13 protein-coding genes are annotated in these 13,572 nt (G+C 72.9%); 7 read left to right on the top strand and 6 right to left on the bottom strand.

Translation table 11 applies throughout. From position 1 onward, the window contains the following. Complete coding sequence (locus tag BLV05_RS08900; RefSeq protein ID WP_046770189.1) at nucleotides 1-774, bottom strand: DUF3027 domain-containing protein; 774 nt, start codon at nucleotides 772-774, stop codon at nucleotides 1-3. 98 nt (nucleotides 775-872) lie between these two features. On the opposite strand from BLV05_RS08900, the gene BLV05_RS08895 reads away from it, so the two are divergent. Continuing rightward, on the top strand, nucleotides 873-2,486 hold the full coding sequence (locus BLV05_RS08895; RefSeq protein WP_063932590.1) for an MFS transporter: 1,614 nt from the start codon (nucleotides 873-875) through the stop codon (nucleotides 2,484-2,486). An 8-nt stretch (nucleotides 2,487-2,494) separates the two neighbouring features. Here BLV05_RS08895 and BLV05_RS38545 read toward each other — a convergent pair whose 3' ends face one another. Together BLV05_RS38545 and BLV05_RS08885 are read right to left on the bottom strand one after the other, a co-directional pair. After that, complete coding sequence (locus tag BLV05_RS38545; RefSeq protein WP_046770188.1) at nucleotides 2,495-2,878, bottom strand: cold-shock protein; 384 nt, start codon at nucleotides 2,876-2,878, stop codon at nucleotides 2,495-2,497. A 216-nt stretch (nucleotides 2,879-3,094) separates the two neighbouring features. Continuing rightward, nucleotides 3,095-4,501, bottom strand: a complete 1,407-nt coding sequence (locus BLV05_RS08885; RefSeq protein ID WP_172860593.1) for an IS1380 family transposase — start codon at nucleotides 4,499-4,501, stop codon at nucleotides 3,095-3,097. Between the two features lie 186 nt (nucleotides 4,502-4,687). On the opposite strand from BLV05_RS08885, the gene BLV05_RS08880 reads away from it, so the two are divergent. Both BLV05_RS08880 and BLV05_RS08875 read left to right on the top strand, forming a co-directional pair. After that, entirely contained in the window at nucleotides 4,688-5,485 is a 798-nt protein-coding gene (locus BLV05_RS08880) for a HipA family kinase (RefSeq protein WP_046771802.1), read from the top strand. After that, the gene (locus BLV05_RS08875) at nucleotides 5,482-5,856 is read left to right on the top strand and encodes a DUF3037 domain-containing protein (RefSeq protein WP_046771803.1); all 375 of its coding nucleotides are present in this window, start codon (nucleotides 5,482-5,484) and stop codon (nucleotides 5,854-5,856) included. The genes BLV05_RS08880 and BLV05_RS08875 overlap by 4 nt, the downstream gene beginning before the upstream one ends. Nucleotides 5,857-5,982: 126 nt before the next feature. On the opposite strand, the gene BLV05_RS08870 is transcribed toward BLV05_RS08875, so the two are convergent. Continuing rightward, nucleotides 5,983-6,597 (bottom strand): HAD family hydrolase, encoded by a 615-nt coding sequence (locus tag BLV05_RS08870; protein ID WP_160312809.1) that lies wholly within the window; start codon nucleotides 6,595-6,597, stop codon nucleotides 5,983-5,985. Nucleotides 6,598-6,713: 116 nt separating this feature from the next. Continuing rightward, complete coding sequence (locus BLV05_RS08865) at nucleotides 6,714-8,708, bottom strand: CHAT domain-containing protein (RefSeq protein ID WP_052762987.1); 1,995 nt, start codon at nucleotides 8,706-8,708, stop codon at nucleotides 6,714-6,716. 204 nt (nucleotides 8,709-8,912) lie between these two features. Here BLV05_RS08865 and BLV05_RS35680 point away from each other — a divergent pair, with 204 nt between their 5' ends. From BLV05_RS35680 to BLV05_RS08855, 3 genes are all read left to right on the top strand, one after another. After that, nucleotides 8,913-9,224, top strand: coding sequence for a hypothetical protein (locus tag BLV05_RS35680; RefSeq protein ID WP_152691008.1), 312 nt, complete (start codon nucleotides 8,913-8,915; stop codon nucleotides 9,222-9,224). A 173-nt stretch (nucleotides 9,225-9,397) separates the two neighbouring features. Then, on the top strand, nucleotides 9,398-10,621 hold the full coding sequence (locus tag BLV05_RS08860; protein WP_046771806.1) for a S8/S53 family peptidase: 1,224 nt from the start codon (nucleotides 9,398-9,400) through the stop codon (nucleotides 10,619-10,621). A gap of 92 nt (nucleotides 10,622-10,713) precedes the next feature. Then, the gene (locus tag BLV05_RS08855) at nucleotides 10,714-11,991 is read left to right on the top strand and encodes a S8 family peptidase (RefSeq protein ID WP_046771807.1); all 1,278 of its coding nucleotides are present in this window, start codon (nucleotides 10,714-10,716) and stop codon (nucleotides 11,989-11,991) included. 5 nt (nucleotides 11,992-11,996) lie between these two features. Here BLV05_RS08855 and BLV05_RS08850 read toward each other — a convergent pair whose 3' ends face one another. Continuing rightward, complete coding sequence (locus BLV05_RS08850) at nucleotides 11,997-13,280, bottom strand: MFS transporter (protein ID WP_063932630.1); 1,284 nt, start codon at nucleotides 13,278-13,280, stop codon at nucleotides 11,997-11,999. Between the two features lie 115 nt (nucleotides 13,281-13,395). Between BLV05_RS08850 and BLV05_RS36500 the strand changes: the two genes are divergently transcribed. Next, complete coding sequence (locus BLV05_RS36500; RefSeq protein ID WP_157574734.1) at nucleotides 13,396-13,536, top strand: hypothetical protein; 141 nt, start codon at nucleotides 13,396-13,398, stop codon at nucleotides 13,534-13,536. Nucleotides 13,537-13,572: the final 36 nt, after the last annotated feature.

Genomic DNA, 13,572 nt, shown 5'->3' with positions numbered 1-13,572 from the left:
TCAGGGAGTGTCGAGCTCCAGCGGGACCAGCTCGTAGCTGAGGGTGTCGACGACCGGCTCGGCGGCGTCCTCGGACGGCGCGGGCAGCCGCACGTCGGAGTGCCCGCCGCAGCCGTGCGCGTGCGCGACGATCTTGCCGTCGAACGGGGTGCGCTCGTTGGTGCAGACGCCGAACGCGTGGCCGAGCGTGCCGGTCAGCAGCACCGCGAACCCGCAGTTGCCGCAGCGTCCGGGCGCCGCCTTCGCGATGTCGGTGTGCGGGCCGGTGTCGCCCTCGAACCAGCGCAGCGCGGCGTCGTCGCGGCCCTCGCGCGACAGCACCCACTCGCGGCCGAGGCCGAGCTCCTGGACCACCTCGAGGACGTCCTCGTCGTCGGCCAGGGCGTAGCCGGGCTCGATGCGGTAGTCGTCCTCGGAGACGGGCAGCAGGTCGCCGGGGCCGAGGTCCTCGGGCTTGACCCGCTCGTCCCACGGCACCCAGGCCGGGGCCAGGACGGCGTCGGCGCCGGGCAGCAGCACGCACTCGCTGACGGTGACCAGCTTGGACCGCGACGCCCGGGTGACGGTGACCGCCCACCGCCAGCCGACGTACCCGGCCAGGTCGCAGGCGAAGTAGTGGCTGACGACGCGCTCGCCCTCGGCGTCGTGGCCGAGATGGTCGCCGACGGCGTCGTCGCTGCCGATGTCGACGGCTGCGGCTCGCGCCTCGTCGACGGCCTTGACGAGGACGGAGTCGGCCTTGGCGGGGCGGGTGCGAGACGATACGGCGGTCACAAGAGTTGATTGTCGCAAACTCGGGCCATGATCGACACATCGCGGCCGATGCGGGGACATCTTCGGGTCCGGCGGCACCGATGCGGTTGGATGGGTGTGTGGCTGAGACGGATCCGTTCGCCGGCCCGCCCGGCGAGGGCGGGGGCCGTGGCGCGCGCGACGACGGCGGGGGGTACGAGTCGCCGTTCGCCGGTCGCGAGCTGCCGCCCGGGTCCGGCGCGCCCGGCTCCGGCCGTGACCGCCCGGCCGGCGGCGACGCCCCCACCGACCCCGGGGCGGCGGGCGGCCACGGCGACACCCGGGCACTGCCGCCGCCTCCGCCCCCGCCGACCCCCGGCGAGCGAGTCCGCCGCGCTGCCGGTGCGACCGGCCGGGCCGCCAAGACCGCCGCCTCCGGCACATCGCGCGCGGCGAGGTTCAGCGCCGACCGGCTGCATCGCGCCGCCGAGGCGAAGGGCGCCGGCAAGACCGGCATGTCCCGGCTGATCGAGCTCAACGCCGCCAGCTCCTTCGCCGACGCGCTGGTGACGGTGGCGCTGGCCGGCACGCTGTTCTTCTCCGTCTCCACCTCCGAGGCGCGCGGCAACGTCGCGCTGTACCTGCTGATCACCATGGCGCCGTTCGCCGTCGTCGCGCCAGTGCTCGGCCCGTTCCTCGACCGCTTCAGCCACGGCCGGCGGTGGGCCATCGGCTTCACCGCCGCCAGCCGCGGGTTCCTCGCCTGGGTGGCGGCCGATGCCGTCATCGACGGCGGGATCTGGCTCTATCCGGCCGCGCTGGGCGTCCTCGTCGGGCAGAAGGCGTACGCCGTCGCCCGGGCGGCCGCGGTGCCACGGCTGCTGCCCGAGGGCTGGACGCTGGTGGCGGCGAACTCGCGGCTGCAACTGGCGGCCACGTTCGGCACGCTGATCGGCGCCCCGGTGGGCATCGGGCTGGCGCAGATCGGCGACGACTGGCCGCTACGGGCGGCGTTCTTCGCCTACGTCGGCACGACGGTGCTGGCGATCCTGCTGCCGAAGAAGGTCGACCTCTCGATCGGCGAGGAGCCGGCGTCGCTCACCGAGGGCGACGGCGACGACGCGGCCGCGAGCGTGCCCGGCAAGCCGCGCAAGTTCCGCGTCGGCCCGTCGGTGGTGCGGGCGCTGCGAGCCAACGCGACGCTGCGCTGGCTGTCCGGCTTCATGACCATGTTCATGGCGTTCGTGCTGCGCGAAGAGCCGGTCGCCGGGCTCGACGACCTCCTCCTGCTGGGCATCGTCGCGGCGGCCGCCTGGCTGGGCAGCACCGCCGGCTCGTCTGTCGGCGCGCTCGTGCAAGCGCGAAGTCCCGACCGCACCGTGCTGGCGCTGGTCGGGTTCGGCGCGGTGAGCACGCTGGTCACGGCCGTCTTCTGGAACCTGCTGACGGTGATCCTGGTCGGGCTCGCCGCCGGGTTCGCCCAGCAGCTGGGCCGGCTGTCGCTGGACGCGATCGTGCAGCGCGACGTCCCGGAGAAGAACCGGTCCAACGCGTTCGCCCGCTCCGAGACGCTGCTGCAGCTGGGCTGGGTGGTCGGCGGTGGCGTGGGCATCGTGCTGCCGCTGATCCCGTGGCTGGGCATGACGGTGGCGACCCTCGTCATGATCGGCGGCCTGGTGTTCGCGCTACGCGTCCGCCCGTCGGAGCGCAGGCCGACACCGTCGGCCCCGCCACCGGAGCGCGCCCAGGAGTGACGTCCGGCCTAGAGCTCCAGGTCGTCGGCGACCGCGCGCAGCACCGTCGCGACCTTGCGCGACGTGCGCTGGTCGGGGTGCCGGTCGCGCCGGTACGTGTTCGACAGGCCGTCGAGCAGCTTGATGAGGTCTTCGACGATGGTCACCATGTCGTCGGGCTTCTTGCGGGTGGCCGCCGACACCGACGGCAGCGGGTCGAGGACGCGTACCGACAGCGCCTGCTCGCCCCGGCGGCCCTCGGCCACTCCGAACTCCACCCGCTGGCCCGGCTTGAGGGCGGTCACGCCCGCGGGCAGAGCGGACGAGTGCACGAACACGTCGCCGCCGTCGTCCTTCGAGAGGAAGCCGAAGCCCTTCTCGGTGTCGAAAAACTTGACCTTGCCCGTTGGCACGGCTGACCTCTTCGTGTCGGGGGGACCGGACAGTCCTCCCGCAGCCGCGGGAGACGCCTCCAGCCTAAGCCTCGATCCGTGGAAGGGCTATCGGGTGATCTTCGCTCCTGACTGTTGATCTTGATCGGGGTCGTGGGCAGGGCTGGTCGGCTGGTCTGCCCAGCTCTTCCACGTGTCGGTGTCCGGTCGGGGCCCGGTGCGGGCGGTGGTCGACGGTCAGGCCGCCGCGGCGGGTGGCCCGGTGGCGAGCACGTGGTTCCAGAGGCGGGTCCACTGCTGGGCCCAGGGCCAGTGCGTGGGCAGGTGCAACACGCGGCGGCGTTGCGGGCGGGCCAGCCGGGCGGGCACGGTGACGATCTGTCGGCGCAGTGTCGCGCCGCGCGCGACGGCATGCCGCGGACTGGTCAGGGTGCCGGCGGCGCGGAGCAGGTTGTGGGTCATCGCGGCGCAGGTCGCCCAGGCGGCGTTCGCGGCGAACCGGCCAGACGGCAGGTGGGCCAGCGGCCCGTCGATGAGGTCGGCGAACACGGTCTCGATGATCGCGTGCGCGCGGTGGGTGATGTCCGCGTCGGCGGTCGGTTCGGTGTTGTCGGTGAAGAACGGGTGGTGCCGCCAGACCGGGAACAGTTCATCGGTCTTGGCGCGGTCGCGGACCCGGCGCACGATCAGCCGGGCGGTGACCTGGTGCTTCTTGGCCTTGGAGCCGAACGCGGTGAACGGTACTTCGGCGACGTGGGCGTCGGAGATCAACTGCCCGGTGTCCGGGTCGACGACCGCGCCGGGGTAGTGCACCGGTGTCCACGCGTCGGCGGGGATGGTCGCGATCGCCCTGCTCACCGCACGGTTCTTGGTCAGCGCCACGGAGAACCGGGCCCCCGCCCTCACGCAGGCGCCGACGACGACGCTGTTGCCGTAGGCCGAATCACCGCGGACCAGGATCTCACCCGCCGCGCCGGCGGCGCGGGCGGTCCGGATCGCCTCGGCGACCATCGTCGCCGCGCCCTTCCCGGAACCGGCCCGCCCGGCCCGTAGCCGGATCCCGGCCACCACCGGCGCACCGTGCTCGGTACTGATGCTGGTGGCCAGCGGCGACAGGCCCTTGCGGAGCACCTGCCGCCCGGCGATCTTGGTGTGCCCGAAGCTGGCGCCCTGCTTGGCGTGCCCGTAGACCGGGCGCAGCAGCGAATCGATGTCGACGAACGCCCGAGTCCCGATCCCGGGCAACAGCCCCGTCGTCGTGACGAGGCCGACCAGATGCGCCCGCGCGACCGAGGCCAACTGCAGGGCATGGCCATGGGTGAACTCCCGCAGGAACTGCCCCAGCGTGGCCGGCGCATACACGCCGCCGAACAACCGGCCCATCCCGCCGGAACGGACCACGTCCAGATCGTCGATGCAGTCCGCGCCGGCAGCCATCCCCGCCACGATCGAGGTGATCTTGCCCGCCGGGTTCACGCCGGCCGACTTCACCCTCACCGAGCCGACCGCGACCTTGGACGAGATCAGCTCGGACAGGCCAGCCTGCTCGGCCAAGGCCATCACCGGCACCAGCCCCGCGCACGACACGAGATTCTCGTCATCGAACCTCGGCATCGCCTTCGACCAGACGTGAGATAGTCGCACCGAGAGTGCCTTCCGCAGCAGTGGCGATCAGGACCTAGACAATCCAGATCCTCCCTGCACAGAAGGCACTTTCTTCGTCACCACACCGAACGACCAGCCAGCCAGTCCACGGATCGAGGCTAAGGCCGCCGACGGCAAGTAGGCCTCTCCGGGGGCGATCAATCCGATGACGTACCGTCGTCGCCCATGGTCCACGTTCCCGCGGTGACGGTGCACACCGGACTGCCCGTCGTGCGCGCGATCCGCTACGTCGAGCCGTTGCGCGAGGGCGGCTCGCTGCCGGGCCTGGTCGAGGGTGACGACCTCGGCACGTACGTCGTGAAGTTCCGCGGCGCCGGGCAGGGCCCGAAGACGCTGGTCGCGGAGATCGTGGTCGGCGAGCTGGGCCGGCGGCTGGGCATCCGGGTGCCCGACCTCGTGCTCGTCGACCTCGACGACGCGATCGCGCGGCGAGAGCCCGACCCGGAGATCCAGGCGCTGCTGCTGGCCAGTGTCGGCGTGAACCTCGGCATGGACTTCCTGCCGCGCTCGCTCGGCTACGACGGGCACGGCCGGCGGGCCGACGCCGACGACGCGGCGAAGGTGCTGTGGCTGGACGCGCTGACCGTCAACGTCGACCGGAGCTGGCGCAACCCGAACCTGCTGACGTGGCACGGGCAGCTGTGGGCGATCGACCACGGCGCGGCCCTGTTGTTCCAGCACACCTGGCCGGGGGTCGAGGCGTTCGCGGCGCGGCCGTACGCGATCGACGACCACGTGCTGGCGTTCGCCGCCGACCGGCTGCCGTCCGTCGACGCCGCGCTGGCGCCGCAGGTGACGCCGTCCGTGCTGAAGGAGATCCTGACGCTGGTGCCGGACGACTGGCTGCCCGAGGTGCCGGGCATGGACGGCGCCGAACCCGACGCCGTCCGTGCCGTCTACGCCGACCACCTCGCCGCCCGCGCCGCGGCGTCGTCGGCCTGGCTGCCGGCGGGTGGCGCATGATCGCGTTCGAGTACGCCGTGCTGCGGGCCGTCCCGCGCATCGACCGCGCCGAGTTCGTCAACGCGGGTGTCCTCGTCTACAGCCAGAAGGCCGGCTACCTCGCCGCCGCGACCCACGTCGACCCGGACCGGCTGCGCGCGCTGGACCCGGAGGCCGACGTCGAGGCGATCACGGCGGCGGTCGAGGCGTACGCGGCGACCTGCACCGCACCCGAGTCGGCCGGGCCGGTCGGCGCGACGGCGATCGGCGAGCGGTTCCGCTGGCTGACGGCGCCGCGCAGCACGATCGTGCAGCCGGGGCCGGTACACGCCGGACTCACCGACGACCCGGCCGCCGAGCTGGACCGGCTGCTGCGGCGCCTGGTGCTCTGAGGCCGGAACTGCTTCCCGATCCGCGTTGATCTTGGAGCACTCGCCCCGCCGTCACGATGGTTGCGGGAAATGTGTCGCCCCGGCAACCCAGAACCCTCAACCACACGGACCGCGCCCGATGACGGGTCAGGTCGGGGCGCCGACGTAGTCGTCGAGCCAGTACGGGAAGTCGAGCAGGTCGGCGAAGACGACGTCGGCGCCGGCCTCGCGCAACGCGACCGCGTCGTGCCCGCCCGTCGTGACGCCGATGGCGTAGGCGCCGGCCGTGCGCGCGCCGATCATGTCGCCCGGGTGGTCGCCCACGTAGACGTCCGCGCCGCGTTCCTGCAGCGCCGCACCCTTGGACTCCGCGTACCGCTCGCCCACGACGTCATCGACCGGCAGGCCGACGTGCGCCAGCACCGCACGGACCGCGGACTCGATCTTGGCGCTGACGACCAGCACGATGCCGTGGTGCGCGTGGATGGCGTCGACGGCCTCGACGGCGCCGGGCAGCGGCTTGGTGCCGGGGATGCCCATCGTCGGGTACAGCTCGCGGTAGATGTCCCGGGCCTCGTCGACGCGGTCGTCCGGGACGAACGCGCGGAGCGTGGTGTCGAGCGGCAGGCCGATCATCGGCGTCAACCGCCGCGGGTCGATGACGACGCCGACCCGCCGGAACGCCTCGGTCATCGAGACGGTGATGCCCTCCGCGGAATCGACGAGGGTGAGATCGAGGTCGAAACCGATGGTGAGGGGCACGGCGATCACCTTACGCGGTCACCGGCGGCCGATGTGTGACGCAGGTCACTACGCATTTCCTTTCCCCTCTGGGACTCGCCGCCGCCTTGGACCTCGCCGGTCGGCATTGGCTGGGGTCACGCGCCACCGAGGGCGAGGAAGGACCACGCCGTGGCCCGGTCGCGGGCTCCGGCCGCCGCCCGGCGGGCCGCCAGCAGCGCCGCGCCGAGGTCGTCGCCGGCGCGCAGCCGCTCGTGCACGACCAGGCTGAGGTCGACGCTCGCGGCGTCGCTGACCGGGACGACGGTCGCCAGCAGCCCGGCGGTGCCCAGCGCCGACAGCGACGTCGTCAGGCCGAGCAGTTCGTCGGCGCCGGTCGGCGAGCCGACGCCCGACTCGCACGCCGTCAGCAACAGGCGGTACGGCGGCGACTGCAGCCGCTCGATGTCGAACACCGTCAGCGGGCCGTCGGCCAGCTCCAGCGACGAGAACATCGGGTTGTCACCGCGGTAGCGGCCGTGCGCGCCCACGTGCGCCAGCCAGGACCCGTCCAACGCGGCCAGCGCGGCGTCGGCGGTCGCGTCGTCGCCGGTCAGCACGGTCGCGTCGGTGTAGACGCCGGCCAGCACGCCGACCTCCGCACCCGACGATGCGAGGTCGGCGCCGGCGATCAACGCGACCCGCCGGTCCGCCGGTGGCGTGCTCGTGCGGGCGCGCAGCCAGGCGGTCGCCGACGGCGCCACCGTCACATCCCGGTCGCGCAGCGCCGGCAGCGCCCCCCACGGCACCGACTGCATCGTCGACGGCGGCACCAGCACCACCGGCCCGTCGCCCAGCTCGCGGACCGCCGGGCCGAGCATCGTCTCCTGCAGCCGAGCGAGGCCGGGCTCGGCGGCCGCGAGCAGCACCCCGGCGACGGCGTCGGCGGCCAGCGCGGCGCCGCGGAGCGCGAACTTGGCGTACTCGACCTCGTTCAGCGCCGCGCCGGCGTCGCCCGCGACCACGTGCTTCAACCGTCCCCCGCGCGCGACGACGGCGTGGAACCGGCCGCCGCGCAGGCCGACGATGCTCACCAGGGTCCGGTCGCCGAGGGTGTCGAGCAGTTCGCGGACGTCGAGCCGGCGGCGGCCCGTCGTCGGAGTGCGGACGGCCGGGCCGGCGGGAGCCGCGGCGTCGCGACCGTGGACGTGGCGGCGGATGCGCTCCTCGATGCGCCGCCGCTCGGCCTCGTCGGCGTGGCTGCCGATGAGGCTGCCGACGGCGCGCAGCCGGCCCAGCTCGGCGGCCAGTTCGGCGTCGTGTCGGGCCTCCGGCCAGGGCAGCGAGTGGAGGGTGCCGCGCCAGCGCTCGGTCCAGCGCAGCAGCTGCCGCGCCGACCCGTCGACGGCGACCCGCCGGGTGGCCAGCGCCGCGAGGTCGCTGCCGTGCATCGTCGCCCGGGCCCGCAGCTCCGTCGCGCCGAGCGACAGCGCGTGCGTGTCGAGGACGTCCAGCCCGCGGCCACAGGCGCGCAGCATCGCCCGGCGGTCGCCGGCGGACTCGGCCAGCAGCGCCTGCGCGTACCAGCCGGTGGCCCGGCGCAGCGCCGACCCGCGCCCGCGGCGCCCGGCCGCCGCCGTCCGCAGCGCCTCCTCCGCCAGGTCCGGCAGCTTCGTCGCCAAGGCCAGCCGCCCCGCCAGCACGAGCGCGTCGAGGCGTTCGGAGGCGAACCGGTCGGTCAGCTCCGCCGCCAGCTCGGCGGCCGCCCGGGCGTGCCGCTTGGTGACGGCGCCGGCCTCCGCCTGTGCGCGCAGGACCACGATCCGCGCATGCCGCTCCGCGTCGTCGTGCCCCTGCCGGCGGCTGGACCTTGCGGCCCTCCGCGCCAGATCGGCGGCGCGGCCGGCGTTGCCCGCGGCCAGGTGCACGATGGCGGCCGCGATGAACCCGTCGGACCTCCGTAGGGCGGAGTCCCGCGCCCCGTCCAGGACCGCCACCAGCTCATCCGCCGTCGTGGCGGCGTCCTCGGTCAGGCCGGCCGCCAGCTGGACCACCGCGAGGTCGCGCAACACCTCCGGCGGGACGACGCCCAGCTCCTCGTACCTCCGACGCGCATCGTAGAGCAGCCGCAACGCCCGCGGCAGGTCCCCCATACGATGGGCAGTGTCGCCACGGTTCTGCACGATGATCGTCGCCTGGTAGTGCTCTCCGCCAGACTCAGCCAGGGTTTGAGCCTTCGCGAACTCACGATCGCCCTCCAGCATGAGTCCTGAGGCCACCATCGCGCCAGCGAGATTGCTTCTCGCGCGAGCCTGCCAGCCGACGTCCCCGTACCGTTCCAGGATGACCGCCGCCCGTTGGCTGTCGCCCCGAGACTGTTCGAAGTCACCGAACAGGTAGTGCGCGGCGGCACGGCGCACGAGGACACGAGCGTTCTCTGGCTCGCCCACCGCCGCCAGCGCGCTCGCGAACGCCGCGAAGGCCGCCCGACGTCGACCGGCGAGCGCGAGGATCGTGCCAAGACTGGCCTCCAGATCCGCCGTCCGCGTCGTCAAACTGCCGCTGCGACTGATCCGGATACCTCGCCGGATGGTCCGGATCGCGCGTGCAACCTCGCCCCGCTCGCGCTCGATGATCGCCAGCGCCTGCAGTGCATACGTGCGGTCTAGGACGGAGGCGCTACCTACGAGCACGCGCGCCGCTTGCCGCCCGGCCTCCCCCGGACTCGACATGGCCAACGCGGGAAGTGCCTCTGCATCCGCTCCGTTGATCGCTCTTCCCGAGACCATCCCCTGATGCTAGACATGTAGTCGTTTGCCCGAATCACGGCTGGGGGAATCCGATGCAACAGGACCGCGAACGGCTACATCAGGAGTTCGAGCGACTGCGCGACAACAGCGCTCGGCGCACCAAGGAACGGGGGTTCGACCTCGCCGCGCGCTGGAACCGCGACGAGACGGCGATCGAGTACTTGTACCGCCAAGGACAGCTGATCTGTGACGAGCGCGACCTCGACACCGTGCTGGAGGCGTTCGATCAGCTGCGGATCGACCGCCCGGAAGTGTCGGAAGGACCGGTTGGTCTCGCGGTGCTGCACCTCCCCGACACCGACGCCGCCGAGCTCGCCGCTCGGCTGGCCGACGTGCTCGGCGATGAGCGCATCGTCGCACCCAACCACGTGCTGGATGCTCAGATCCACATGTCGATGTGCCCGGCCACCGAGCCGGTGCCGTCCTATGGCCCGATCCCGGTGCTCGGGGAGCCGGGTGGCCCCGGACGGCCGACGATCGCCGTCGTCGACACCGGGTATCTGCCCGACGTCGCCAAAGACTCCGGCTTCGGCCGGTTCTCGGCGGTGACGAAATTCGAGCCGGACGACGACGTCTACGTCCAGGGCACCGATGAGATCCGGCCGTACGGGGGTCACGGCACGGCGGCGACGGCCCGGCTCTTGGCCGTGTCCGGCGCAGACTCGGTCAAGGTCGAGGTGCGCGACTGCCTGCTCGGCGGCGCGGTCGACGAGCTGGCCATCGTCGAAGACCTCGAGACGGTAGTGCGCGCGGGCGTGGATGTCGTCAGCGTGCAGGCGGGCCTCTACGCCAGGCACGGCACGACGCCGAAGTCGTTCGACATGTTCTACCGCCGAGTGTTGAGCAAGCACCCGGAGACGGTGGTCGTCGCTGCCGCCGGCAACCATGGGACCGACGTGCCGTTCTGGCCGGCGGCGTACAGCTGGGTGACGGCGGTCGGCGCACTGACCCGCGGTGGCGACTATCGCGCCCCGTGGAGCAACTTCGGCTACTGGGTCGACGCCTACACGCCGGGCGAGAACACCGTCGTGCCCTACCCGAACGGCCGCTACGACTACATCGACCAGACGTCGGCGCGGTTCAGCAACGGCCACGCGCTGTGGTCGGGCACGTCGTTCGCGGCGCCGGTCGTGGCCGGGCTGATCGCTCGGCGCATGATCGAGCGCGAAGTGTCGGCACCGGTCGCGCGGCACATCGTGCTGCAGGAGGCGGCCATCGGCGCACTGCCGCACACGGGCCCCCGACTCGTCATCTGAGTCGATATCGGGGCATATGGGTCTTGAACGGTCAGGGTGGCGGGGGTACGTTGCCAGAATCCATCTCCGCCACCTGACCCGCAGGAGTCACCATGGCGCATCCCTCCCCGACCACGACCCCGTCCGGCACCGCGTCGCCGGACGCGATGTTCGACCAGAACCACCGGCTGATGGAAGAGGTCCAGCGGCTGCACCGCAATATCGCCCGCCGGCCGGACGGATTCGAGCTGGGGGTGCGCTGGCACGAGTCGGGGGTCGGCGTGGAGTACCTGTACCGGCAGGGCCAGCTGATCTGCCGCGCCGCCGACCTCGTTGCGGCGCTGGACGCGTTCGACGCGATCGGCCAGCCGCGACCGGAGGTCACGGCCGGGCCTGCGAACCTCCGCGTCCTCGAGGTCGGTGACCGCGACGCGGCCGACCTCGCCGAGGCGCTTGCCGCCGCTCTCGGACGCGACGACCTGGTCACGCCGAACCACGTGCTCGACTCGCAGGTGCATTCGGCGATGTGCCCGGCCACCGAGCCGGTGCCGTCCGACGGGCCGGTCCGGGACCTGCCCGAGCCGGTCGGTGACCGGCGGGTCGGCGTTGCGGTCGTGGACACCGGATTCGTCCACGTCCTCGCCGACGAGGCCGGCTACGCCCGGTTCAGCGCCGTCAGCGGTGACTCGCGGGCCGACGCGCAGGTGTACGCCGACGGCACCGACCGCATCGAGCCCTACGGTGGCCACGGCACCGCGGCAGCGGCCTGCCTGCTGGCCGTCTCCGGCGCCGAGTCGACGGCGGTGCACGTCGACAGCTGCCTGGTCGGCGGCGCGGTCGACGAAGTGACGGTGGTCGGCGCGCTGACCTCGGCGGTCGAGTCCGGGGCAGACGTCGTCAGCCTGCAGGCCGGCATGTACACCCGCGAGCACGTCGCGTCGGTGGCGTTCGCCGCCTTCCGCGACGAGGTGCTGGCGGCGCACCCGGACACCGTCGTCGTGGCTGCGGCCGGCAACAACAGCTCGGACGAGAAGTTCTGGCCGGCCGCCTTCGACTGGGTCACCGGCGTCGGCGGCCTGACGGAGGACGGCTCGGCCCGTGCCGACTGGTCCAACCACGGCGACTGGGTCGACGTCTACGCGCCCGGCGATGACGTCACCGTGCCGTTCCCGAACGGCACCTACGAGTACCACGGCGGTGTGACGGCCGAGTTCACCGGCGGGCACGCGGTCTGGTCCGGCACGTCGTTCGCCACGCCGGCGGTCGCGGGCCTGATCGCCCGCCGGATGATCGAGGACGGCATCGACGCGCCGGCCGCGCGTGACCGCGTCCTGGCCGAGGCGGCCGCCAGCGAACTGGCCGGGGTCGGCCCGCGCCTGCTGGCCGACTGAGCCGGTTACCCGACCGAGCCGGTCGCCGGCCCTCCGGGGTCGGCGGCCGGCTCGGCCCGTTTCTCCGCCCGGTACGCGGGCAGGTACAGCGGCACGGCCAGCGCGATGACCACCGCGCCGACGACCATGGCGGCCGTGACCGACGCCGACTCCGCGACGTTCGTCAGCACCAGCATCCCGATCGCCGCAGCCGGCTGGAAGACCATCGAGCTCAGCGACACCATCGTGGTCCGGTGCGCGCCGGTCACCTCCTTGTGCAGCAGCGTCATGTGCATGGGGCTCGATGCGCCGTCGGCCAAGTAGCAGGCCAGGAAGGCCACCAGCAACCCGGCGGGCCCCGCGAACAGGGTCATGGTCGCGATGAAGACGGCCTGCGCCAAGCGCGCCGTGGCCGCCGTCGCCGCGACGCCGAGGCGCCGCGAGATGACCGGCGCCAGGGCCGCGCCACCCGCCGACGCCAGCCACGCCGCGGCGGCGGCAGGGCCCATGATGGCGCCGGCGCGGTCGGCGTCGTCGAGCACCTCGGCCATCCGGATCGGCGTCAGCGACTCGTAGGCGATGGCGCCGATGCCCCAGCACAGCTCGATGCACACCAGCGCCTGGAGGATCCGCGACCCCCGCAGCAGCCGCAGGCTCCCGGTGATGACGCCCGGCACCTCCCGCGCGGCGGTGAGCGACGCTCGCCAACCCGTCGCTTGACCCGGCTCCGCCAGCAGCTTGATCGTCGCGAGCACCGACACGATCCGGAACGCCGCGGCCACCAGTACGGGCACCGCCAGCGCCTCGACCGAGCCGATCGGCCCGAGCGCGACCAGCCCGCCCGCCAGCAGCGCGCCACCGCCCATCGCCACCCCGGCGGCCGTGCCGCCGCGTGAGAGGCCCTCGGAGAGGTCCGCATCGGGGTCGATCGTCTGGACGGTGTCGACGTACCAGGACTCGAGCGGGCCGCTGTCGAGCGCTCGATACAGCCCCTGCACCGCGAACGCGAGGGCGAACACCGCAAAGGAGTCAGCCACGAAGATCAACCCCAACCCGGCCAGGCTGACCAGGCCGGACGCCACCAGCACCGGGCGGCGGCCGAGGGCGTCGGACAGTCCACCGGTGGGCAGCTCGAGCAGGAACACCACGAGGCCTTGGGCAGCGGCGGCGAGCCCGAGCTCGGAGAGGGTGAGCCCGCGCTCCAGCGGCAGCAGCGTCAGGACCGGGAGCAGCATGCCGGACGGCAGCCAGCGCAGCGCGAGCAGGATGAGGTATCGCGTCCGCGCCTGCCGAGGGTCGAGCTGGGTCATGGCAATGCATCTTGGCCGACCCGAGGATCGGACACAACGCGGCAAAGCGGAACACCGACCCGAACGATGGGATGGGGGGTTGGGCGGTTTCGGGCCGGCCGGTAATGTCGCGCATGTGACTGTCGAACGACGCAAGCCCCTCGAGGTTCCCGTAGATCCCGACATCACCGCGGAGCTGAAGGCGGCCGACATCGAAGCCCGGGTCGAAGCCGCCGAGCGCAGCGCCGAACTCCTGGAGAGACTGCGCAAGCTCTGATTCGCAGCACGCCAGATGCACGCCGTACCGTAGAGC

Source organism: Jiangella alkaliphila (assembly GCF_900105925.1).
GTDB classification, from domain to species: Bacteria; Actinomycetota; Actinomycetes; order Jiangellales; family Jiangellaceae; genus Jiangella; species Jiangella alkaliphila.
Note: the sequence above shows the minus strand (reverse complement) of the source record. Positions and strands in the feature narration are given on the sequence as shown.